At 72.0% G+C, this 26,766-nt stretch carries 1 protein-coding gene; it reads right to left on the bottom strand.

Translation table 11 applies throughout. The features are described from left to right. Nucleotides 1-69: 69 nt before the first annotated feature. Nucleotides 70-26,763, bottom strand: a complete 26,694-nt coding sequence (locus QRX60_RS29550) for a protein-glutamine glutaminase family protein (protein WP_285994696.1) — start codon at nt 26,761-26,763, stop codon at nt 70-72. Nucleotides 26,764-26,766 lie beyond the last annotated feature (3 nt).

The following is a 26,766-nucleotide window of genomic DNA, read 5'->3' as shown; positions in this document are numbered from 1 at the left end:
CGCCGTGGAAGTCGTCGTTCCGCAACAGTTTCCGCAAGGTGCCCAGCCGGTCACCCAAAGCGGGATTGCTCACGTCACAGCTGAGGAAGACCAGCTTCGGCCGCGCACGCCAGGCCTGTCCACCCGGCAGCCCGGTGCCGGCGAGCAGCCGCAGGACACCGTATTCGTCCAGCCGGATCCGCGTACGGTCGGACTTCCGCCAGACGGAGAAACCGTCCTGGCCGTGGTGGATGACCGGTGTGTAGGCGGCCGGGTCGCCGGCGCCTCGTTCGAACGCCGTCCGCACGATCGCGGCCTCTTCGCCGCCCGGCTTCGGGAAGAAGACGCCGACGACCCGGCCCGGCTCGCCGAACAGGGGCACCAGGTCCACATCGGACAAGTCGAGGGGCGCACCGGGCCCGAGCAGTTCCGCCGGTGACAGCGGATCTTCCAGCGTGCCGGCGGCTCCCGGCGTCGTTGCGACGGGCTCCGGCCCCAGCACCACCCCGGCCGCCGCGACCGGCCGGCCACCGCCGGTGAACCGGACCGCCGGCTGGTCGTGACCGGCGGCGGACGTGGCGGTGGCGGCGGGCGAGCGCCGCACTCCACGCCGCATCGGCCCGGGATCGGCCAGCCCGGCGGCGGTGACCGCCTCGGTGAGATCCGTGATCGCCAGCCTGCCCTGTTCCCTGCCGTCCCGGTAGAGCACCCATCCCGGCCCGCCGGTGAGATCGGGCCGGAGCCGCCCCGTGCCTCGGCACGGACGGCGCCGGACCGCACCTGCCCCTGCGCGGACGTCAACACTGAGCCGGTCGCGACGAGCACCGCGGCCCTGCTGTGCTCGGAAACCGTTCCGGCGAGGGTTCGTTCCCCGGGTTCCGGGGCGTCGGGCAGGACGGCCGCTCCGTCGGCCAGGATCACGAACTTCAGGTCGTCGCGCAGACCCTGGTACCGCAGGTGCAGCAGTTGCGCGAACTCGCGGAAGGTGCGGGTGCTCCCGTCCCACAGCCGCACGTGCCTGCGGTCCGGGGTCGTCGTGACCTTGACGATCTGGACGCCGGGGTACCGCGGAAGCAACTCAGCGACCCGGATCGCGGACTCCGTGCTGTCGCCGGGAGCGGGGAAGACGAGGCCGTTGCCCGCCGCCCCGACGGTGGCCAGCCGCTTGCGATCGTCGGTGTAGCCGGTCGGCCGCCAAGGTTGCGTAGCGGCGTAGAGCTGGATGACCTGGTCGCGCGCCGCCGGACTGAGCTCGAGCAGGTCCAGCAGCTCCCGCAGCCGAGCCCACCGCCCGCGTTCACTCAGCGGGGCAGCGTCCTTGTCCCACAACAGGTCCGGACGCCGCAGGGCGTCGGCGATCCGGGCGGCCTTCGCCGGGTCGGCGGCGGCGCGCAGGATCGCCAGGCTCAGCTCCGCGCGGACCTGCCACACCGCCGGATCCACGCTGCCGCTCCAGAACCGCAGCTCCAGCCGGTCGGTCGCGTCGTCACCGTGCACGTGCTGGAAGTTGACGGCGTCGAACTTGCCGAGGCTCAGCAGCCGGACGTCCGCCGGCGTGCGCACCTGCTCGGGGTCGAGCGGCCACGGGTTCGGCCCCACGGCCCAGAGGTTCCGCTGCCGGTTCGACAGCACCGGATTCCCGAGGCGGAACAACGTCGCTTCGAAGGCCTTGACGATCTGGGCCACCCTCGCATAGGCGGCCGGCGGCGTGTGCCCGGCGAAGCTGATGTTGACGTGCCCACCGGTGGCTTCCGCGGTGGCGCCTTCCGCCTGAAGGGCGCCCGTCACCTCGGCGACCTGCCGCCAGGGATCCAGCCGCGCTTCGAGCACCGGCGAAACGAACTCGACGCCGTTTTCGTGCGCCTCTTCACCCACGAAATGCCACAGACCGGTGGTGGGCAGATCGTCCGGGGACAGCAGCGAACTGGAGTCGTCCTCGCTGATCAGCCCCTTCCGGCGCACGGCAGCACCGATCCGGTGGACCCGCTGCCGGAAGTTCTCGCCGGGAAGCTGGGCTTCGATCTCGAAGCCCACCCGGGCGCCGGGAGCCGAGCTGACGCCGCCGGGGATCCCGTCCGGGTGGTGGTCGATCGGATTGCCGCCCGCCCTGGCCGCGCTCATCGCGGTTTCGTAGACCTGCCGGTCGGTGGGGGCGTGGAGCAGCTCCACCTCCACCCGGCGCCGTGCCGCCCTGCTCGTGAACCATTCACTGCCGCGGCCCTTCGACGTGGTTTCCATCGCCGCGGTCAGCTCGTCCAGCGCCGGCAAGCTCTCCCCGGTGGCCGTCCGCTCCCGGTGCTCGGCCACCATGCCGCTCAGCAAGAGTGCCCGCACCGTGTCCGCGCGCTGGAGTCCCGTCGCCTTCGCCGCAGTGAAAGAATTGCCGTAGCCGGTCAGCCGGATGGCGGTGAGGGGACGGCCCTGCCGGTGCTGGTCGAGCCGTTCGGCGAAGACGGTTCGGCCGAGGTCCTCGATCGCCGGCCGATCAGCCGGCTCCAGCCCCTCGGGGAACACCACGGTGACGCGCTCCGGTGCCACGTCCGGGCGGCTCGCCGCCGGCGCCGCGGGCATCGGCACGAAGTCCTCGCCGGCCCCGTCTTCCGGGTCGGCGAGGAGACGCTCGAGTTCGGCGTACCGGTTCGGCAGGGTCTGCCGCAGGTAGTCCGGCAACCGCGGCACGTCTTCCAGCAGACCCGTCCGAAGTGGACTACCGACGAGAATCGAACGCACCGCTTCGAAAACCTGGTCCTCGCTCGGATGGATCCCGGTTTCGACCCCGCGCCCGTGGAGATCGGCGACGTGGTCCTTGATCCGCCCCGCCAGCTTCCGCCGGGCGACGATCTCCGCGTGCCGGACCAGGCTGCTTTCTTCCCCGGTGCGGAGGAAGGAGTCCCATTCGCGCAACGACTCCGGCGTCGGGATCCAGACGTTGCTCATCAGCGATCCCGGCGCGTGCGAGTCGGTGATGACGGCGTACGGCTCATTCAGGTAGCCGTTGGGGCCCCAGAGGCCGGGTTGCCCGCGGAAGACATCCATTATCCCGGAGACGATCTCGAGCGGGCCTTCGATCAAGGGTTGCGCAATCCGCATCCCCAGGCGTGAAAACCATTCGGCCTGCGTCAGCGGGTACTCCGCCAAAGACGGGTCGAAGACCATCCACTCCGGCTCGCCGGACCGGCGGACGTAGACCAGCCGAGCCACGTGGTAGCCCCAGAGGATCTCCTCGCCGGGATCGCCGAAGTCGTTGTTCGGGGCCTTGATCCCCTTGTCGTCGGCGACGAAGATCGCGCGGCTGTCGGCGCCCAGCTGTTTCAGCTTCAACGTGCCGAGGTGCGCTCGGAGGTGGCAACCGTCCTCCGTGTACTCGTGGGGAACCGGCAGGGACCGGTCGCGCAGCTCAAGCGTCATGGCGCGGAGTTCGCGCATCCACTCCACCGCGGCATCCCACTCCACGACGGTCGGCGTCGCCCAGTCCCGCCAGGCCGCCACGTCCGGCGCAGGCTGGGCGAACACGTGGTCGAGATAGTCCGATTCCGCGGGCAGCGCGGTCCGCAGATCTTCCTCCAGATCACGCGGGTCGCCGCCGTTCCGCCCGGTCAGCTGTCGGTAAGCGCCCGCCACCGCCCACAGTGCCCGCGGGTTCCGGTCCAGGCGTTCCACCAACGCCAGCGCGTCGCTTTCGCCCCCCGAGGCGACCCAACCGGCGAGGACAGCGGCAAAACGCTGCACGTCCGGCAGGTCCGACAGGTCTTCCCCGGTGTCGGTCCAGATCCGCGGGACCGGCGGGGCGTCGTCCGGGAGGGAACGACCCCCGGCGGCGGAGGGGAACCGGTCCTGTATCCGGCGCAGCTGCCCGGCACTGAGCCGGCCACCCTGGTGGGCCTGGTCCAGCGCGGTGGCGAGGTCCGTTCCGGAGGCCTGGGCGAACGCCGCTTCGAACGCCGCGCCGTCGCGTCGCACGTTGGCCTGCCGCAGGATGTTCAGCACCTCCCGGAAATCCACCGGATCCGGACCGTCCAGCTGGTCGCGCAGCCGCTGCGCATACGGCCCGTCCGCCACGGGCACCATGGGGTGCTTGCCGATTTCCCGTCCGTCCGCCCCGGTCAGGTCCGGCAGCGCCGATGTCGGAGGCACCGGATTCCACCCGGCGACAGGGCCCAGCTGGCCCACCATCGTCCGCTCGACCAGCCACGCGTGCCTCGGCTTGAACACCGCGCCCGTGTGGATGGCGGCCCCCATCGGCCCGTCGTCCAGGACCACCCGGCTGCGCCCCGGATCGCGCAGGAAGATCCGGTCCCGGTCCGGCCCTTCGTCCACGATGCCCAGGAAGTGCAGTACTTCGTGCGCCAGCTTCCGCCCGTCCCGCACGTTCCACCGCAGCTGGTCGCTGCCCCGCGGATCGTCGGCTGCCCGCAGGACGATGTCGGCGTGCGCGGGTTCGCCCGGACCCACGAACTCCACGCGCACGTGCAGCTGGTCCCCGCCCGGCACCCGGATTCCGCGGTTGACTCCCAGGTCGCTCAGCCCGGCCCGCACCTGCTCCGCCACGGCGCGCCGCTGCTCGTCCGGCACCGAAGACGCGTTCAGCCGCAGGCGCACCGTGTACTCCTGCACGAAGCGGCCGGGCCGCACCTCCATCCGGCGCACGTCGTAACGGACCAAGTGGCGGTAGCGGTCAAGCCGCAACCGGCGCTCGTCGGTCAGGTCCGCGCGTACCTTCGGATCCGCCAGCTCCGTGTCGACCGTACGCACTTCCGCGCCGGAGCGCAGTTGCGCCCACTCCGCCGGCCGCAGCGGGTCGGCCGGCGAGGCGAACCAGCCGGCCGACCGGGAGTCGTTGTGCCGCCACGTCTCGTCGTCCAGCGGATCCGCACCTCGCGAAGGCGCCACGGGAGTCCCGGTCTCGGCCGCGGTGCCGGTTTCCGGTTCCTCGGGCCGCGGCGCCGGGGACGGCATCGGAACGAAGTCTTCCCCTGGGGAGGCGGTCTGGTCCGCGCGCGAGTGACGCCGCCGGTGGGCGCGGGCAGCTTCGGCCTCCCGGCTCCGGTCGGCCGGCACGCCGGACGGTCCCGGGACGGCCGCGAGGCCGTGCGGATCGTGCCAGTCGTGCGCTGATTCCGCGGGGAAGCCCAAGTCATCCAGTAGATCACGGAAGCCGGTGTTTCCCTGCTCCACGCCCAGCCACGAGTCGAAGTCCTCTTCGTCGAAACCCACCCACGGGTCGAACGGTTCGTCGGTGACCTGCTGCCCGCCGGGCTCCTCGCCGTGGAGGAAGGCGTTCAGCAGCTCGGCCAGTTGGTCGTCGGCATCCGCGTGCTCGTCCCCGGGGCGGCCTGCCAGGGCATCGAGGCCAAGGATGTCGTCGTCCAGCACCTCCTCCGCCGTGGCGGCGGGATCGGGGTCCTCCGCCGGCACCGCAGCCGCGGACGGCACCGGAGCCACACGCCCGCGCCGTCCCGCGGCGTACCACACGTGGCGCAGCTTCGACGGCTCGATCGACGCTTCCCCGGACCAGCGCACGACGTCCGCCGCGGTGACGGGGGAACCGTCCAGACGTGTCACACCCTTCATCTCCAGTAGCCACATCCCCAGTAGCGTCGCCGTGTGCCCCGAAGCCTTCTCTCCCGCACCTGGCACCGCATACGCCGCCGACAACAGCCCCCGATTCCGCAACGACTCCACCTCCGCCAACCACGACGGAGATTCGGACGCCCACGGTCGCCACGACAGCAAGCCGTCCAGCACCCGACGATCCGCACCGCCGGAGCCCGCGTCGTCCACGGGCAGCAGCTTCCTCCACCGGAACAGGGTGTGCTCCGTGATCATTGCCGGGCCGGCCAGCTTCACGATCTCCCGCGCGATGAAGGCACGCCGGCCGGCCACCGTCTCCCCCAGCATGCCCAGCGCCCACTTCCGGAACACGATCCGGATCGACCCGGTCGGCCACCTCCCCGGTAGCGGCCGGACCGTCCCGGGCAGTTTCCCTTCGGCGTACGCCCTCTCCCACTGCTCACGCCACGTCGCCGACTCCGACGTCCACGGCCGCCACGACTCGAGTTCCGCGAACACACCGGGCAGCTGGGCGACTTCGGCCTCCGAAGCCGATGCGCGACCTTCGCGTAGCCTTGCGGCCTGCCACCGTTCGCGCAGCTGCCCCGTTCCAAGCGGAACTCCGGCCCACCGCAGGACCTCCGCTTCGGTGACGCTCCGGCTACCGCCTGGACGTATCACGTCCTTCATGCCCAACAACCAGGCCTTCAGCAGCTTCGCCGTATGCCCCGACGCGACCTCCCCCACACCCGGCACCGCATACGCCGCCGGCAACACCCCCCGCTCCCGCAACAACCCCAACTCCGCCAACCACGACGGAGAATCCGACGCCCAGGGCCGCCACGACACCAAACCACCCAGCACTTCGCCGTCCGCATCGTCGGCGACTTCGACGTTCTCCGTCGGCTGGGCCTTCGCCCAGAGATACAGCGCCTCGAAGGAAACCATCGCCGGGCCGGCCAGCGCCGCAATCTCGCGCGGGGTGAAGGCACGCTGGCCGGCCACCCTCTCCCCCAGCATGCCCAGCGCCCACTTCCGGAACACCGACCGGATCGCTCCCGTCGGCCGCTTACCCGGCACCGGCGGGTCGTAGGGCAACAAACCTCGCGCGTGGGCCTGCTCCCACGCCTGCCGCCACGTCGCCGAATCCGACGACCACGGCCGCCACGACCCGAGCTCCGCAACGACGTCAAGGTGATCGGTGGCGTCGGCACCCGGTTCTGCACCGGCCGCCCGGCGTTCGCGTATGTCGGCTTCCCGCCGCAGCTGCCGCAGCTTCGTGAGCTCGAGCAAGCCACCGCCGGCCCACCGCGCCACATCCGGTCCGGTGACGCGCAACCCACTACCCGGATCTATCACGTCCTTCATGCCCAACAACCAGGCCTTCAGCAGCTTCGCCGTATGCCCCGACGCGACCTCCCCCACACCCGGCACCGCATACGCCGCCGGCAACACCCCCCGCTCCCGCAACAACCCCAACTCCGCCAACCACGACGGAGAATCCGACGCCCAGGGCCGCCACGACACCAAACCACCCAGCACCTCCCCATCCGAAACCGCCGAGCCGTCCTGCCCGGGCAGGAGCTTCGCCCACTCACCCAGCGTGTCGGCGGAAACCATCACCGGGCCGGCCAGCGCCGCAATCTCCCGCTGGGTGAAGGCACGCTGGCCGGCCACCCTCTCCCCCAGCATGCCCAGCGCCCACTTCCGGAACACCGGCCGGATCGCTCCCGTCGGCCGCTTACCCGGCACCGGCGGGTCGTAGGGCAACAAACCTCGCGCGTGGGCCTGCTCCCACGCCTGCCGCCACGTCGCCGAATCCGACGACCACGGCCGCCACGACCCGAGCTCCGCAAGCACGTCGCTCACGCTCACCGTCAGCCGCGCCCCGCTGCCCTTCGGCGTCATGGCGGTACCGAGCTCCGGGAACTTCAGGTCGGGCAAGAACTCCGCAAGCTGCCGGTCGGCGTGACGGCTCGCGAGCTCCACTGCGGCGACGCCGCGGACCAGTTCGCGCAGATAGGCTTCCCGGTTCTCGTGGAGCTGCGCCGTTTCGTGCGCGGCTCGCACAATCTCCAGGCGGATCGGCGGCATCGCGGGTGCCCCGGACGCCAGCGCCGTCGCCACGACGTCGCGGATCTCCTCACGCAGCCAGTGCGCGTGCGCCGCCGGCAGTTCCACCAGAGCGGGCGGGAATTCCAGGTGCAGCGTAAACATCCCGTGGAACTCGTCCGCCCGGCCGACGGCGTCGGGGAACCGCCACAACGCCCACTTCGCGTCATTCTTCCTCCACTGGTACAGAGCCGAAATCCGCAGGCCCAGAGCGGTGGCAGTCAGCAAGCCATCGCCGGACTGGCGGACGATTTCCTCGTCGATCAGCCGGCGGAGGATCCGCGGGATCGCCCGCAGACGCGCCTGCACGGTGGGGCGTTGCAGCCTCGCGGCGCTCTGTTCGGGCCAGCCGTAGATGAGGCGCAGATCCCGGCCGTGGCCCGCTGCCAGGTCGGACGCCAGCTGACGCACCACCTGCCGCAGGGCGGCCTCGTCGGCCGGGGCCAGTTCCTCGGTGCTTTGCCCGCGGCCGGTGCCGGCGAAGTTCCCGGACCACAGTTTCTCCGCACCACCGACGGCCGGATCCCACTCGGCACGGGCGAGCAACGGCGTCCGTCCCGCCGTGTCCTGCTCCGGCTCGGACATCTCCGCCGTCTGGTCGTCGCCGGTCGCGCGACTCGGCAGCGGCGCGTCGCCCACCGTCACCGTCAGCCAAGCGCCGTTCGTCGGGGTTTGCCCGACCTCCGGGGGCACGATCTCGAGCTCGGGCAGGACCTCGTCCAACTGCCGCTCGGGGTCGTGGCGGACGAGCTCTTCGCCGACGACGGACCGCAGCTGCGCGTCCAGGTAGACCAGCCGGTCTTCCCCGGCCTGCATCTTCTCCCGGGCCGGCCGTACGAACTCCAGGCGGATCGGCGGCAGTTTGCCGGTGCCGACCGGCAACCACTTCGCCGCCACCCCGCGAAGCAGCGAACGGAGCCGGTTCAGGTGAGCCGCCGGCAGCTCCGCCACACCGAGCGGGAATTCCAGCTGCAGGGACGTCAGGTTCCGGTACTCGTCCGCGAGCAATCCGGGGTCAGGGAAACGAAGCAGGGAGTATTTGCCGGGCGAATTGTCTTCGTCCTTCTTCCGCCAGTAGAACGAGTCGACCGTGAGCCCGAGACGGGCGGACGTCATCGCCGGATTGCCACCGGTGCGGGCGGCGAGCTCTTCGTCGATCAGCTCGAGCAGGATGCGCACGATTTCCGCGCGGTGCCGCTGCATCCCCGGGCGCAGCAGCTTCGTCGTGTCTTGCCGGGCCAGGCTGTACACCACGCGCAGATCCGGTGGCTCCAGCCCGAGTTCGGCCCGGCGCAGCAGCTCGGGCACCAGCGCCTGCACCACCTGCCGCAGGGCATCGAGGTCGGCCTGCACCAGCGAGTCGAACTTCTGCGCAGCCCCTTTCCCGGCGAAGTTGCCGGCCCACAGGGCTTCGGCGCCGCCGGCGAAGGGATCCCAATGGGCCCCGGCGAACGGCGGGACCGAGGCCGCCGGCTCCTCGGCACCGGTCCGATCCGGCTCCGCCCTCGACGGCCCGGCCGCCGCCGGCTGTGGCTGTTGCCGGCTGGGCCGTTCCTTCGCCCAGTTGGCCAACGCGCCTTCGAGGGTGCTCTCACCCGCCGCCTTCTTGATCTCCGGCTGGGTGTGCAGCGACTTGCCCTCGGCATCGGTCTCCGCGAGCATCCCCCGCGCCCACTGCCGCAACGCCGGCCACGCCGCCCCGGTCGGCTTCTCCCCCACCACCGGAACCGGGAAATCCACCGGCAACCGGCCGTTCGCGTGCAACCACGCCCACTGCTCCCGCCACGTCCGCGGCTCCCCCGCCACCCCCGACGGCCGCCAGCTCTCCAGCTCGGCGACCCCCGGGTGCACCGTGGCGCCGGAGCCAGCGCGCCGTGCCCGCGGCTGCCGGCTGGGCCGTTCCTTCGCCCAGTTGGCCAACGCGCCTTCGAGGGTGTCCGGCCCGGCCGCGGCCCGGATCGCGGGCTGGCCGTGCAGCGGCTTCCCGTCCACGCCGGTCTCCGCGAGCATCCCCCGCGCCCACTGCCGCAACGCCGGCCACGCCGCCCCGGTCGGCTTCTCCCCCACCACCGGAACCGGGAAATCCACCGGCAACCGGCCGTTCGCGTGCAACCACGCCCACTGCTCCCGCCACGTCCGCGGCTCCCCCGCCACCCCCGACGGCCGCCAGCTCTCCAGCTCGGCGACCCCCGGGTGCACCGGGTGCACCGGGTCATCGGGGCCGAGGTGTTCGGGCCTGGTGAGGCCCAGGTTCGGCGGCGCGTCGGCCGGAGCCGGCTCGTTGTAGTGCGGGAAGCGGGTCCGCTTGACGAGTTTGCGGTTCTTCACCGCGCCGTTCCAGCCGTCATCGAGCTTCCGGAACCGCGGACGGCCATGGCCGTCGAACGTGCCGTCACCGACCCGCACGGCAGTCCCGGGCGCGCCCACGCCCAGCCAGAGCAGTCCCTTGGGCCACGCGAGGTCGACGTTCACCGCCTGGTGCAGTGCCGTGGCCAAGCCGGCGAGGTCATTGACGTTGCACGAGTAGAGGCGGATGCGGTCGGTCCCGTTCCAGTTCCCGGCCCGCAGCGCCGCCACCGTGGTGGGGACATCCCGCAGCGCGTGGTCGAGCAGGACGAGACCGAACACCCCCTGCTCCGTCGGCAGCCAGGCCGCCGCCCGCCCCGGTTTCGAGCCGGAGTCACCGACGATCGCGCCGACCCGGGCCCGGACAGCAGGGGTGCCGATGGCCAGTGGGCGGGTCAGGGCGGTCGCATGGTCGCGTGTGGCCGGCGCCGAGCCGTGCCGGGTGAGACCGGTGGCCGTGGGCGGGGCCGAGCTGCGCCGGGGCTGCCCGGTCGCGGACGCCGGGCCCGGGCCGGTCGCGGTCGCGGGGCGTGCCGCCGCAGGATCGAGGCCGAGGGCGGTGACTCCGGCTTCGTCGGCGCGCAAGCCGACTTCCCCGTCGGGACCGAGGTGGATGGGGGCGGACGTCTTGCCGTTGTGGTAGCGCAGGGTGATCGTGGGGTTGAGCGTGGCCTTGACGAAGTAGGCCGCCCGCTCCTGTCCGGTCCCGCCGTGGGTGGCGTCGGGTTCGTCTTTCGACAGCTCCTGCGTCTTTTCCTTGGTGTAGACGGCCAGGTCGCCGGCGAGCGCGGCCGGCAAGCCGCCGAGTGGGGTCGCGGTGAACTTGCCGGACTTCGCGACGGCGTCGCCGGCGTCCTCGCCGGAGTCGTGGTGGCTGCTCACCGTGCCGCCCGGGATGGCGCCGAACAGCTCCCGGTCGGTGAGGTCGAACGTGATCGCGACGCTCGCGACCGTCTGACTGTCCACCGTCACGACGTAACCGGCCTCGGTCAGCGCGGTGGAGAAGTGGTAACTCAGCTGGTCGGCGCGGGTACCGGCCAGCAATCCGTGCCCGCGGCGGGCATTCAGCTCCTTCACCAGCGACATCAGCTGGTCCTGCAGCTTGGGCGCGGCGAACGGCCAGGGCAGGACGGTGGCCTCGGCGGGGATGCCGGAGGGGCTGCCGTCCCGGCGCCAGTGCTCCCGCAGCGAACCGGGCCTCTCGTCCAGGCGGTCGCGGCCGGCGGACAACTTCGGAACCGTCGAGCGGAAAGCCGCCGCCAGCTCGAGACCGGGCAGAGTCTCGAGGTTCCGCACGGGCGTCCTGCGTACCAGGGGGATCTGCCGCCGGTACACCCCGGAGCGAGCCCAGGGACGCAGCAGGATCTCGACCTTCAGGCCGTGCTCGCGCCGGTCGGACCGGCCGGTGTGCGTGTAGACCGTGGTGTGCTTCTCCGTGCGGACCTTGCCGGCGCGCTTCGTGCGGCTGCCTTCGGCGGTGACCTTGGGTTCGACCGCGCCGCCCAGGACGAACGCCGCGCCCCACACCTGCGGAGCCGGGATGGCGGGGGTGCCCTTGCCGGTGAAGCCGTAACCGACCGTCGAAACGACGCCTTCCCGCACCAGCCGGTTCGTGGTGACCGTCGAGCGGTGCGTGTGCTGCACGTCGCCGCCGTGGGGCCGCGTCGCCGTTCGCTCCGCCTTCACCAGGACCAGTTGTTCCAGCTTGCCGGACTTGCCGATCCGCGCGGCGAACAGTTCATCGCCGCCGTTGAGCATGTTGCGCATCGTGACGTCGAAGCCGCCCAGCACGAGGCGGTTGCCGAACGCGCGCACCATCGCGTCGTGCAGCACCGCGTAGTCCGCGGCGACCTTGGCGTCGGTGATGGTCTTCTCCCAGTCCCGCAGCCGCGCCCGCAGCCCGTCGACCAGGTCGGCCACCAGATCCGCCCGCGCGGGTTCGTAGGTGCCCGGCTCGAACCCGCTGCCCGGCGTCGGGGCCGGCGTCGGGGCCGGCGGCTGCGCGGCGGCCGCCCGGGCCGCGGCATGGGCCAGCCGGTCCTCGGGGAACAGGTTGCGCTGCACGTCGTGCGCGGACAGCTCGCCGATCGACGGCAGCTCACCGGCCGGGACCCACACCCGGACCGCACGGGGGACGAACTTCACCTTCTGATCCGTGACGGCCGGACGGTCGTGCTTGCCGCCCAGCGGGCCGGTGAGGCTCTCCCGCACCGAGGTGTCCAGCAGGTGCCGTGCATCGAACTCCACCAGGTAGCCACGTTCGACCCGCTCGCGCTCGTCCTGGGTGGCCACGACGTCGAGCTCGTTCGCGGCCGGGCCGCGGTGGTACCCGGCCGACACCTCGCCGCCCCCGGTGAACGCCTCGCCGGCCGACGCCGACACCCCGAAGGACGCCGGCACCCCGATCTGCTTCCGACTGTCGTTGCCGATGACCGTCTGGGTGGTCTCGGTGCCGGTGAACGTGTGCCGCAGATCCCGGTCGACGATCCGCGGATTGCCGTAGAGGCTGGTCAGGGCCGCGGTACCGATCAGGTCCCGCCCGCCCAGGCCGAGGTCGCTGCCGGGGTTGTAGCTCTCCAGCGTCAGCACGTCCGACGGCCCGGCCGCGAGCCCGAGCCGCCCCTGGCGACTGGTCCAGCTCGCCCACGTCTCCAACGCCTCCTGCGAGGCCGACGCGACCTCCTCGCCCTCGGTGCGGTGGCCAAGCGGCCCGGACCGCGGACCGAGCACCATCCGCTTCGCCGCCGACGACACCTTGCCCTTGGCGCCTTCGGCCGGCGGCCGCAGCAGCATCTCCGTGACCGTGGACGCCAGGCCCCGCACCGGCGCGGCCGCGTCGAGGTCGTAGTCGGCCGGCAGCGCGCCGGGCCGCATCGGCGGCAGCAGCGCCGTTCCCACCGAGTCCGCGTCCAGCCAGTCGGTCTCCTCGGCCACCGGCGCCGGATCGAGTTCGGCGCCCAGCCCGGTCCGGGCGGCGACCTTGATTCCGACCCGGCCGGTCAGCCCGGACCGGTACTCGGGTTCGGCGGAAGCCGCGGCGGCGGGTTTCTCGTCGCGCCACTGCAGGGGCGGGTCGAGGTGATCCCGGTCGGTACCCAGCCTGGCCTGGATGCGGACGGCGTAGCGGTACTGGTGGATGTCGCCGTCACCGGTCCAGGACTGCCGGCGGCCGACGGTGTGGGAGATGAGCCCGCCGCGGTCCTTCTTCTCCGCCAGCGCCAGTGCGCCGGACAGGGAGACCGGTCCGGCCTCGCCCTCGACCGACACACCGACCTTCTTTTCCCGCCGGCGTCGCTGTTCCACCCGTTCCTGGTCGCTGGTGGTGATCACCCCGGCGAGGTCCTTGCGCGGCACCGGCCCGAGGTACCCGCCGTGGTCGCGGTCCAGGTCGCCGTCGAGGAACAGGTCCTGCTCGGCCCCCTCGAGCGGGAACCGGACGCCGTCCCCGCCGTCGAGCATGGCGCGGGTGTTCTTGTCGTCGAGGAACTCGACCAGCCGATCCCGGGTCCGGTGGGCGCCGGTCTCCGGGATCACCCCGTCGAGCACCAGCCGCCGCACGATCCGACCGGTCAGGTCGGCCATCGTGGTTTCGGTCAGCTGCCACGCGCCACGCACGTAGTCGGGCACCTGGTTGCGGGGCAGCCCCGCCGGTCCGCGGGAGCCGGAACCCGACCGGCTGCCCGAGCCGCTGGACCGGTCGCTGTCGGGATCGTTCTCCTCGGCCATGACCAACCGGGCCCGGGCCGGGAACGGGAACGCGATCCGCGGGGATTCGTGCCGGTGCCACAGCTTCCGCAGCCGGCGGCCGCCTTCTTCCTCGCGGCGCGCGGACTGGTCGGTCTCGGCCGCCGACACCACGAACGCGAACGGAACCCCGTACTTCTCCACGTCCCCGCTGGTCTGCTCGGTCGCCTCGGACGCCACCCCCGCGACGTGCTGCTCGGCGTGCTCGGCCTGGCGCCCGTAGGAAACCCCGACCGTGAGCTTTCCCCCGGCCAGGCCGAGCAGGTCTTCGCCCAGCCCGACCGACACGTCGCCGCCCCACCCCTGGGTGTCGCGGTGCTCCACGCCGTGGCTGTCGCTGGCGTGCCGCCGGTGCCCGACGCTCTGCTGAACCCGGCCCACGAACTTCGCCACCGCGGCCGGATCCAGCTGCCGGGCCAGCATGATCTCCACCGGCCGCTTGGCGCCGGGTACCGCGAACGTCCGCCGCACCACCCCGCCGGTGAACAGGTCGACGCCGTGTTCCGGGCCGATCCGGTCCAGCCACCGGTCCAGTTCCGTGGCCACCTCGCCGGCCCGGTCCAGCTTCAGCTCGTCGACGATCCGGTCGAACAACCCCGCCAAACCGGTGAACCGCACCGACTTGATCGCCTTGCGGGCCTGCCGGAACGCCTCGAACATCGCCGTCAGCTGCTCCGGGGTCGCGTCGGCGGGTGCCTGCGGGTACGCCAGTGGCACCATCCGACCGCTGGGCCCCGTTCCCTCGTTGTGCCGCGGCCACTCCAGCCGCATCGGCACCGGCACTTCCCGTACCTCGCCCGGACGGTTCCGGTGCCGCAGCCGGCCCGGCCGCGGGCGCACCAGGACCCGGTGGACCACCACGTGGTCCGAACGTGACACCTCGCCTCGCTCGCGTACCTCGGTCATCTCGTGCACTTCGCTGGTGGCCCGCATCCGGCCGACCGAGGACGTCCCGGGGTCCTTCATCGCCACCCCGACCGTCACCGGCCCCGCCGGAATGCTCTGGCTCGTCGGGTTGACCGGCGTCCGGCTCGCCTCCGCCGTGACCTCGCTCGCCCGCCGTCGGCTTTCCTGCTCGTGGCTGATCTCCCCCACGGCCTGGACCTCGTCCATCGGCGCGCCGATCCGTACCGCCTGAACCTCCACCTCCACTCCCCGGTCCGCGTCGTGGATCGTCTCGAGCGTGCGATCCAGCTGCCGCAGCACCTCGTCCGGGTACGCCGCCTCCACCCAGGTCTGCCAGTCCCCCCGCTTCTCCCCGGCCTCAACCAGCTGCACCAGCACGGCCTCCCGGACCCCCGAGAAGTCCGGCTCCCCCAGCACGCCAGGACGATCCAGCCGCGCCCGCTCCGCGCGCTCCAGCCCCGCCAGCACCGCGGCGTCCGCCGCACCGCCGAGCGCCGCGTCCTGCACCGCCACACCCGTTGCCGCGTCCGACAACACGCGCGCCCGCCGCAAGCCGGTTTCCGTACCCGGACGCAGCGCAGTCGCCTCCGACGCCGACCGCCCGTGCCGGCGCACCGGCGGGGCCAGGTGCTCCGGCCGGTCCAGCCCAAGCCGAGGCGGCGCATCAAGCGGCACCGGCAACTCATACCCACCAGGCTCGATCCACCCCGCCGGATCGAACGCCTTCGGCGGATGATGCCACACCCACCCACCGCCCGAAGTCCCTTCAACCAGCCGAGGACGACCATCCACACCGAACCCACCCACCCGAACAGCCGGACCGGAATCGGCAAAACCCAACCACAACAAATCAACCGGCCGCGCCACCGCCACCCCCGCCACCCGAGCGATCTCCCCCGCCAAAACCTCCAAACCATCGACATTGCACGCATACAACCGAACCGGATCCGCCCCATTCCACCCCTGAGCCGACAACGCATCAATCACCTGACGCGCATCACGCATGCCGTGATCGACCAACACCACCCCGAACACACCCCGCTCCACCGGCAACCACCGAGCCGCCCGCCCCACCGGCGACTCCACATCCCCGATCACCACCCCCACCCGCACCTCGTCGAAACCCGCCCCCACCGACTCCGCCCGCGCCGACGCCCGAGCACGCGCCCTCGCCCGCGCCGCACTACCCGCACGCCCCGGCGAAACCCCCCGCCCACCAGTGACAGCCACCGGAGTGACCGGATCATCAAAATCCACCACCCCAGCCGCACCATCGCCGTGCTCGGCCCCCCACGCCGCACCAAAGTCGTCATAGATACCGAACTCGAAGCCGTCCGGGTTCTCCGCCAACAGATCCAAATTCCGGGCGAACTCGTCGTCCTCGGACAACGCAGGCACACCATCCGCAGCAAAGCCCAACCCGAATCCGTCATCTCCAGTGTCGACCGACATCTCCCGACCGGTCAGCAGATCACCGACGAGGCCGCCCCCCGGCTCGAATTCGAACCCGCCCTGGTCACCCAAGACCGCATCCCCGGCGGCGAACGCGCTCGTGTCCATCTCGAACGACGTCGTTTCGCCGAAGGGAAATTCGAACCCGCCGTGAACCCAGGAGGGATCGAAGTCGGCCATGAGCGCGTCGAGGTCGTAACCGCCGGCGTCCGGCGCCCGCTGCTCCGGATCGGGATGGACAGCACCCGGTTCCTGCGGCTCCACCGACCCCGCGTCACCGGTAGGAGTGGTGCCGGGGCCTTCCGGCCGCGCGCCCGTGGCGGCCCGCCCGTCGGCGACATCGTCCAGCACGAACGCTTCCGGCTCGCCCGGCTCCTCGGGCCGCGCCAGGGGATCGGCCGCGAGCGCCGCCTCCACCGTCGCGACGAGGTTGGCCGGGATTGCCGACAGCCGCAGGTCCACGCCCGGCGCATCCCAGTCGGCGCCGACCCGGAACCGGAAGTGGTCGTTGATGAACCCGTCCGGATCCCGCGGCCCGTCCGGTATCGACCGCAGGACCGCCAAGGCCACGAAACGCACCGATCCGACCCGCTGCTGAAACTGGTTCGCGCCCTTGGCGACCATTTCGACCAGCAGCAGTGGTTTTTCCCGGGCACTCACCGCGGTGCCGAGGGCCGCCTTCAGCCACGACCGCACCTGCCACTGCATTGCCGGCGACAACTCGTTCATCTCCGGACGCATCGCCGTGGTGTCCACCACGGCCGACTTGCCGAGGAAGTTCCCCGCCCAGCGGGGCACAGCGCCGACCTGCTCCTCGGTCACCAGCGCCGACGGCATGACCGTCACCGAAACATGCGGGACCAGAATGGACTGAGAGAGGTGGATGAACTCGTTGAACTTCCAGCCGGACGGATCCACGCCGGACTCGCGCAGCCGATTCCGCAGCTCCTCGACCACGAAGTCGAGCGTGTCGTCTTCGTACTTGGCCTGGAACTGCGGCATGGTCAGCCGGATTCGGATGTCCGGCATTCCCACCTCGCCCCGCACTGCCCGCCACTGCCTCGCAAACCGCTTCGTGAACGCCTTCAGTTCCGCAAGTTCCTCCCGCCCGAGCAACGACACCTCCGCCGGTGAGCGCGAATCGAGCCGGCGGGCGTCCTTCAGCCTTTCCCGCGGCCGCTTCCGCCGCGGAACGACACTCAGCTCACCGCGCCAGGGCGGCAGCACCAGGTGCGACGGCCCGGGCACCACCACGCCGGCCGGCGCCGCGGGCGCCCGCTCGTCGTCCACCGTCACCGACCCGGCCGTCAACTTCCGCGGCCACTCGGCGGCCTCCTGCACCTGCAGATCCACGACCACTCGATCGCCCAGCGCGTCGCCGAAAATGTCCCCCAGCAACCGGTTCAACGCCGCCAGCCGAGCGTTCACCGCTTCCACGCCGGGGCCGGACACCAGCTCGACCGACACAGCCACCGGGTTCGGCCGCTCGCCCCCGGCCCGCACCCGCTCGGCGACGCTTCCGAGCATCCACCGGAGCCGCCACTCCACCACCGGCGCCAGCTCGGCCTCGTCCGGCCCGAACACCAGGTCCAGCACTCGGGCCGCGCGATATCCCGCGACCGATCCTCCGGGATCGGGCCGCAACCACACTTCCATGCCGGACCGGTGGTTCAGGTGACCGCGCACCACCGCCGACACGAACCGGGCCGGATGCCCGCCGAACAGATCCGGATAACCGGCCCGTTGTGCGGACATGGCCAGCAGGTTCCCGACACGCTCCCGGTCGGCGTTCGCCATCCGGCGCCGTTCCGCCGCATCTCCGGTGCGCTGCGCGTAACGGACGACCTCGATGTAGAGCGGCTCGAGATCGGCGTCCTCACGAGCGCGCAACAGCGGAAAGACTTCCTCAGTCCATTTCGTCAGGGACTGCAGATCCGCCTCGGGCAGGGTCGCCGCGCCGCGCCATTGCAGGCCGATCTTCCCGGGTTCCTGCCACCAGTTGCCCAGCACGTCGCCCTGGACGAGCTTCTTCTTCCGGGCGTGGTACTCCACGTGCTTCCGCTTCCGGTCACCCGGCTCGGCCGCAAGCGCCGGCCTTCCGACGACAACCTGAAGCAAGGGCACTCCCTTCGGCCGCACCTCGACCGCCTCGACAGCCACCGCGGGCGGCCGGAGGGTGAGGCCGTCCCGGTCGGCTGCGGCCTCGGCCACCGCCTCCTGGACGAGGTCCTTGACCAGAGCGGACAGGTACTTCCGCCGTTCCTCGCCCAAGTCGGCGGGCTCGCGCGCGACCCGCACGGGAACCATCGTGATCGACTCCACCGCGCCGGTGCGGTCATCGGCCGCGGCCGCGCGCTCAATCGCCCGCGCGACCGCCCCGGACACCACCTGCCGCACCTGCCACACCGCGGCGTCCACCAGCTTGGCGGCCCCCTCCACGAAGGCGAGCCCGGTCAGCTCGTGGGCCTCCCGGTAGTCGGCCTTCGTCCAGCCGGGGTGCGCGTCGGGATGGACCGTCAGCACTATCCCGGTGCGATAGTTCCCCGCCTCCGTTTCCGCCTTGGTCACCGGCCGGTCGCCCACTGGGAAGGTCAGCCCCACCGCGGCCGGTCCGGTCTCGGGCCAGCGACCGGCCAGCACCTCGGCGAAACGGCGGCTCAGATACCGGAAGACCTGGTCCGAACCGGTCTGGACGACGTCCTTCTCGGCCGGTGTCTTCGCCGGGTGGTGATGGGCGGTGATGCGCAGCTCGAGCGGCGGCCGGTCGGCTTCGTACCGTTCGACGGACAGCTCCGCCGCCTTGGCCAGCCACGCGTCGAGCCGCGCCAGGTCGTGGGGGTAGATTCCCGCCTTCGCGCTCTGCAGGCTGGTCGTCCACACTTCTTCGCCGTCCGACCTGGCCTCCTCCCCGAGGGAAAGGCTAACGGGGATCTCCCCGTACCGGGCCGCGCCCAGGTAACTGATCTTCACCTCGGGAACGAGGTCGGGCGACGGACGGCCGTCGTTCAGGCCCTCGCCGACCAGGCGCCGGAAATAGGCATCGCGCTCGGACTGCGCCTGCTCGGTGTCACCCTTCACCAGGCCGAGCTCGAACACGAAAGTCGGCAACGCACCGGCCTGTGCGCGCCGGGCGGCGCCCGCCGCCACCAGCCGCAGTTGCTCCGCGTGCACTTCCGGCATCTCGTTCGTGTTGCTGAACAGCGTCAGGTTCACCGAAGTCAGGTCGCGGTAGTGCGCCAACGGCAAGCCATCTCCGTCCGGGTGACGGACCAGTTCGAGCCGCGCCTTGCCGGGCTGCGCGGTCAACAGCACCTTGGTGACCTTGATGCCAGGTGCCCCCGCCGAAGCCAGTTTCTCCAGCACCTGCGCGTGGGCACGGATCAGCCGCGGCAGGATGGTCTGCAGGTTCTTCCCGCCCTTCTCCGCGCTGAACATGACCAACCGCAGGTCCACGGGCATCCGCCCGCTCTCCTTCCGGGTCCGCTGCTCCGCGAGCACCGCTTCGACCTGCCCGGCCAGCAGGTCCAGGTCGTCCGGAACCATCACGCCGGACCGGCCCGCGAAGTGGCCCTCCCACAGTTTCTGCGGGCTCTGCGCCGCGCTCGCGTCTCCCGTAGCCGGTGCTGCGCCGGTCCGGGCCGCCGCCGCGGCGGCCTGCCGCTTGGTGGCGCGCCACACGTCGTACACCCACTTGCGGGGGTGCTGGAACCCAGCCAGCTGCTCTACTTCCGCTCCCGTGACGACGCGCCCCAAGCGCGGGTTCGTCGTCCCCTCCATGCCCCGCGCCCAGGACTTCAGCAGCTCCCAGGCCGGTCCGGACCGCCTGCCCTGGTCCGCCGGCATCGCGTACTCCGGCGGCAGCGAAGGCAGGGCCTGCTCCAGCCGGCCACGCCACGTCTGCGACCCGTCCCAGACTGCCGGCCGCCAGGTGCGCAGCTGCTCCACCACCGGGTTCACCGCCGCCGGAGCCGGACCGGGCTCCGCGGCCGCGGCCGGCTCATCGCCGGGGACCACGCCGCCCGCGGCGCCGCTGCGAGAGCTTTCGCCCGCCTCGCCACGGGCTCCTCGTGCCCCGCGAGTCCGTGGTGCCTGTGCGCGCGCGGCCAGCTCACGGGCCAGGCTCACCACACGCTGCTCGGCCGAGTCGGTATCGAAGCCCTTCGTGTGATCGGTCACCCGCTGCGCAGCCACGATCGTCGCGAATACGCGGTCGCGGGCGATCAGGTCGCGTTGCGCTTCGCTCACCGGCGCGATGAACGTCTGAGTCTGGTACACATCCGACAGCATCTGCCCGGCACGGACGGCCAGAGCGTCCACCACGGCCGCGGGCAGTTTCGACGACCCCAGCACCTCCCGCGCCCGCTGCCACTGCCGCACGACGTCCGCCGGCAGCGACTCGGCCACCTCGGGAAGCAGCCGGCCCGTACTCACCCCGTCGGCGCCCGCGACCGCCCCGTCCCCGGCCAGCACCACCCCGTCCCCGGCCAGGTCCCGCGCAGCCACGTCCGGCCCGCTCGATTCCGGCGCCGCCGTGGGCACGCTGTCGCGCACCGGCGCCTTCGCTGCGTGGGTGAATTCCTCGTCCAGGTCCTCCGGTGCGCCGGTGGGGTGGTTCAGCCAGGCCTGCCAGGCCGCGCGAATGTCGTGGCCGGGGACGGACTGGGTGCGCAGTGCGCCGAAGCGGTCTTCGAATTCGGCGTCGCGGCCGGCGAGGAATTCGTCGTGGATCCGCTGGACGTGCTGCTCGGTCAGCACGGCTTCCGGGTTCGCCGCCTTCCAGCGGGTGAGGCGCTCGGCGAAGTCGCGCTCGGCGGTGTTGAGCGCACCGGCGAGGGCTTCGTGATAGGTCAGCTGGATCGCGCCCCGCTCCCGGTCACCGTCATCGGGCCGGGAGTCGCGCTGTTCCGGCGCGGCCGGACGTCCGGTGGGCTGCGCGGCCGGCGCCGGCCGGTCGGGCGGCCGGGTCCGGCCCTGCTCGTCGGGGGCACGGGTGCCGGGGGCGGGACCGGCGGGGGGCGCGTTGGGCCGGGACGTGGTGGTGTCGACGGTGGGGTGCCCTGAGTTGGGCTGCAGCGGCATGACCAGATCGCGCAGGTCCTGTTCGGCCGCGGCCAGCGCCCTGGCGTCCCCGGTCTCGACCGCGTCGGTGTACTTGATGACCGCCAGCTGCACGTCCGGGTTTTCGGAAAGCCGGTAGATCTGGTCCTCCGGCGAGGAGTAGTAGACGACCTCACCGCCGCCACCGCTGCGGCCGGCCCGGTTTTCGGCCTGCACGTCGATGTCGGCCGAGATCTCGGAGTGCGCGGTGATCCGCACGAACAGGTCCCCGCGTTCTTTGGCTTCCTTGGTGGTGCCGATGTCGACCCCGCGCGCGCCCTGCATGTTGATCACCAGGACTCTGCCCGGCGCCCCGGCCGCGTCGATGATCCGCTTGAACTCCTGGTCGACGTTCTTGCCTTGCCGGACCTGCCATTTCGCGTCGATCGCCTCGTGCGGGACGCCCATCTCCTCCAGCATGTCCGACAGCACGCGCACTTCGTCGTTGGCGGTGGCCAGGATCAGTTGCGGCTGCTGCGAACCACCGGGGGACTGCATGGCCCGCACGTCCTGGGCGATCTTGGCCAGTTTCGCGTCCCGGTCGGCCGCCACCACGTCGGCGGACTTCTTCAGCCGGGATTCGTAGTAGCGCGGCATGTCCTCCACTGCCGCCGACATACCCTTTTCGGCGAACTTCGCGCCGTGGCCGTTCGCCGTCCCCGACGCCCCGGTCTTCTGCCCGTACTCCTTCATGGACAGCAGCTCGTGCGCGGTCACGCTCTTGCTGCTCGCCGAGTCGCTGCGGACCTGCAGGCCGTGCTTGAACTCGACCGCCTGCGCCAGTCCGCCGTTCCACCGGCTTTCCGAGCTGGTCTCCGGGTTGAACAGGACGTTGTGGGTGGTCTGGTCGATGATGTAGATCTTGCCTTCGTGCTCGACGTAGTGCACGTTCTCGCGGTATTCCCACTGCGCGGCGGCGGCCATGTTCACCCGCGTGACCTCCTCCTCGGTCAGCGGCCGGCCCAGCAGCAGTTCCACCTTCTCCCGGCCCGGTCCGGTCAGCCGGGCCGGACCGCCCGCCTGCCCCGGCCGGCGCCCGAAGTCCGGCTCCTGCAGCCAGCCACTGTCCATGCCGTCCCGCACCAGGTCGTGCGCCCAGCCGACCTGGGCGATCGCCTCCGGCGAAGCCGCGGACTGCACCCCCTCGCTCAGGATGTACTGCGAGTTCGAATAGACCAGTGCTTCGTCGATCTCGTCGATGCTCACCGAGAGCACCATCGGATCTTCCTTGCGCTGCTGTCCCGGCAATGTCTCGTGCCGCAGGTACGTGAATCCGACGTCCTCCGCCGTGCCCAGGTACACCGTCGGCCGGCCCGCCTGCGGAGCCGCCGGCGGCTTGTCCGGGTTCAGCCGGTGCACGTCCACGCCCAGCTCCCCCAGCAGATCCTGGTAATGCGTCAGCTCCCGGTCCGCCAGGTTCCCCCGGGTCGTGGTCACCTGCACACCGTCCACATCGGACCGCATCGCGTTGACGGCTGCGTGTGCGAAGAAGAGCCACGACTTCCCCTCCCCCGCCGCCATGTTGACCACTTGGCCCTTGCCGAACGCGTGCACCGCCGACACCTGCGTCCAGCGCAGCGCGATCCCCTTCTTCCGGCGGATCAGCTCGAACACCGCCGCGAAGGCGTCCGCTTCCGGCCCCCGCGAATACAGTTCCTTCAGCTTCGCGTCGCTCAGGGCGGTCAGCCGGCGTTCCGCCGGGACATCCAGGCCCGAACGCGCCGCGATGTCCCACAACGTCAGTGCCGCGTCGTGCGCCTTGTTCGCACTCGCGAGCCACCCCTCGTAGGCCACCGCGTCGGTCGCGTGCTCCACCCAGCCGCCGCCTTCTTCGGGTACGAACACCCGCGGCTTCGGCAGCCACTTGCCTTGCTCGTCCTTCAGCTGCCGGTACGCCACCACCTTTTCCCCGTCACCGTGGCGGTCGACCACCACCTCGCTCTCCGGCGGCAGATCCACCAGCGACGAGCCGTCCGCGCGAGCCAGCCGCTGCTGGGCGTCCGTCTTCCGCGCCCGGACATCTCCTGCCCGCGTCCGCGGCGGCGACCAAGCACCGTCCAGGCCGCGTTCGAAACTCACCCCGCTGTCCAGCACGACGTGCCGCAGTCCGCCCGCCGCGTCGAACACCGCACGCGCCCCCTGGGACACGGCAACCGGCTCGTCGCCGACCCGGTCCAGCACCCCGGGCCCCTCCGCCACGTACCACCCGTCCGCACCCCGCACCCACGACGTTCCCAGCCCCGCCCACCGTTGCGGCCACGCGACCTCACCCGACGGACCCGCCACGACCGCCGGGTGTTTCGCCTCCTCGTGCGGACGCGCCTCGGGCGCCTCGGCGGGCGTGTCGCGGATCGTCGTCTCGATCGCTGCGATGTCCGCATCACCCAGCCGACCGCCCGGCCCGCTTTCGGCTCGTCCGGACACCGGCTCCCGCGGCACCCCGTCGACCCCGACGAACTGCAGAAGCCGGCCCACGGCTGCGTCGGTGTCCCCCAGCCGCCACCTCAGCTGGCCGCTTCGCCCCTGTTCCTCGGCCACGTCGACCGGCACGCGCCGGGAGCCGTCCCGCTCCCAGCCCGGCCGCGGCGGTCCGTTGGGCGTCCCGGCGTCGAGTACGACGTGCAACTGGTCGCCGTTATGGAACCGGTGCCGCCCGTTGACGCGCTCATCCAGCGTCCGCTGCAGATCCTGCGCCCACGCCCGGCGCGTCTTCGCGTCGACCCGGCCGGAGGTCGACACCAGGTCCACCGGCACCGACAGTTCGCGCACCCACCGGCCCTCGGCCACCTCGGCTCGCCGGACGTCGAAGCGGGTTTGCGTGAGCCCACCAGGATCGAGCCGTTCGCCGCGGTGCCGCGTCGGCGGCACCGAATCGCGCACCGCGTTCCACTCCACGGCGGACACCGGGCCCGTCCCCGGCGCCGCCGGGCGGCCGTCGTGCGCGGGCCCGGGCTGGGCGTCCGGCCGGCTCAACGCCAGCTGAGCCGCCACCGCCGCCGCCTGCGCGTCGGCACCATCCCGGGAATCGGTACTTTCACCCGGCTTGGCCTGCGCGCGGCCGGCCTTGTCCGCGGCCCGGCTTTCCGCCGCGTGCGCCGGCTCGAGGTGCGCCCGGCCGTCGGCGCCGGGCGGCTTCCCGGCCGCCCCCACGGAAGAAGACGTGACCGGCGGCCCGTCGCCCCCACCCTTCGGCGGCGGTGCCGCGGGCGAGTCACCGGGCCGGCCCCCCTCGGTCCGGACAGGCTGCGCTCCGGCACCGTCACGCCCCCCGGCCGCGGGCGTCGCCGGGGAGCCCTCCCCGCGCAGGAATTGCTGCGCGGCCGACGCACCGGTCCCGGAAGTGTCGGCCCCCGGCCGGCCACCTGCGCTACCCCCATTGCCCTGCGAGGACGGCCCGGGCCGCACGACATCGTTCCCACCCGGCTGACCCACACCGGCCTCCGGACGCCCACCCTGGTTTGCGGCAGACGGCCCGGGCCGCAGGACATCATTCCCACCCGGCTGACCCACACCGGCCTCCGGACGCCCACCGCCCGGCGCCGACTGTCCCGGCCGCACGACATCATTCCCCCCGGGCTGCCCCGCACTCACCCCCATGGAGGGCGGTCCGCCCTCCGTGGACGTGACGGACTGGCCCGTCGCCGGCTTTACGTGCCCGGGCTCGGTCACGCTCGGCTGGGCCGGTCCACCCACGTGCGTGGACGGCTGCCCCGCCGTGCTGGTGACCGGCCGCGCCGCCGACTCCGGCGACTGCCCACCGGCGCCCGCGACCGGACGACCGTCGCCACCGGGCTGCGCAGAAGGCTGCCCGGACGAGTTCGAGGAGAGCCCACCTGTCCCCGGGTGCACCGCGCCCGCGGACGGCTGGGCATCGGCGGAGGTGAACAACTGCCCCAGCTGCGTCCCCCCGCTGGTGACCGGTTGCCGCGTCACGGCGGGCTGCCCACCGAGGGCCGCAGGAGCCGCCGGAGCCTGCGCACCAGCCGTTTCAGTACCCGGAACCTCCCCATGAGCCGCCCCAGCACCGGCCGCCTGCCCACCAAGCGCCCCAGGAGCCGCCGGAGCCTGCGCACCAGCCGTTTCAGTACCCGGAACCTCCCCATGAGCCGCCCCAGCACCGGCCGCCTGCCCACCAAGCGCCCCAGGAGCCGCCGGAGCCTGCGCACCAGCCGTTTCAGTACCCGGAACCTCCCCATGAGCCGCCCCAGCACCGGCCGCCTGCCCACCAAGCGCCCCAGGAGCCGCCGGAGCCTGCGCACCAGCCGTTTCAGTACCCGGAACCTCCCCATGAGCCGCCCCAGCACCGGCCGCCTGCCCGTTCGACGCCGAGGACACCGGGCTCTGCCCCTCGGTCGCGCCGGCCTTCCCGTTCGCCGTCTGGGACGCCGGGCGCTGGCCATCCACCGTCTCAGTGGTCTGCTGGGGGATGACCAGCCGCGGCTTCTCGGTGATCTTCTCCGCCGGCGCTTCCTCGTGACCGGGCGGCTTTTCGCTCGGCGACGCCGTCTCCTCATACCTCGGCCGCTTCTCCGAGCCGCCCGGAAACGACAGGTCGACGTTCCCAGGGTCGAGCTTCATCCAGCCCTCGCCGCCGGAGCGGTCAGGCAGGTGAGGACGGCCATGCCCCGACAACGCGCCCAGGATGCCGCCCCAGAACGCGTCCGGGTTGTGGAGCACCGCGTTCACGATCGGGTTGCTCACCGCGACCGAGACCGCCTGCCCCGCCGCGTAGCCGATATGCCCCAGCGCGAGCAGCCCGCCCGGGATCTTCTTGCCGAACTCGGCGGCCGCCGACTTCGCCCCGTACACCACGATCCGGGCTCCGGCGGACGCGAACCCCGACGCCGCACCTCCGATCGCGCCCCCGACGGCCGCCTGCCACACCGATGTCCCGTCGATGTGGTCGCGCTGGTGATTCTTGTGCTGTCCCAGCTGGGTGAAGTAGTCCGCCGACGACATCACCCCGGCGCCGATCGCCGAAGACACCCCGACCTCGATGGCCGTCTGCTGGACCCACGGCATGATCCGCAGGACCGCGCTCTTCAGCGCCTGCTTCACCGCTTCCCAGCTGGCCTTCTCGATCGCGAACGAAGCCAGCTTGCTGATCAGCTGCTGCATGATCATGCGCATCGTCAGCTGCGCCGCGGCCTCGACCGCCGGCGCCATCCACGCGAAGATCAGCGAAGCGAGCAGGGCGATCACCTGGGCCAGCGCGAACGTCCCCGCCACGATGATGAGGATCTGCGCCTTCTCCACGTTCGCCGCGGCGTTGCGCAGCATCGCCGACAGCTGATCGGCCGACGTCTGCAACTGCTCCAGGGACGGCGCCAGCGTCCCGGTCAGCCACTTCCCCATTTCCTCCGCGTACTCACCGTCCATCGCCCGGTCCAGATCACCGGCCCGCCCCCGCACGTCCGCCGCGAAGGCCGTCAGCACCGGAACCATGTCGGCCCACGCCTGCGACATCGCGCGCATACTGCGCACGTTGCCCTCCGGCCACTCCATCCCCAGCGTGACCTTGAGGAACTTCTGCAGATCGGCGGGCGGATGCACCGGCCCGTCCCCCGACTCGAACACCGC

This window comes from Amycolatopsis mongoliensis (genome assembly GCF_030285665.1).
In the GTDB taxonomy this organism is placed as follows: domain Bacteria; phylum Actinomycetota; class Actinomycetes; order Mycobacteriales; family Pseudonocardiaceae; genus Amycolatopsis; species Amycolatopsis mongoliensis.
Note: the sequence above shows the minus strand (reverse complement) of the source record. Positions and strands in the feature narration are given on the sequence as shown.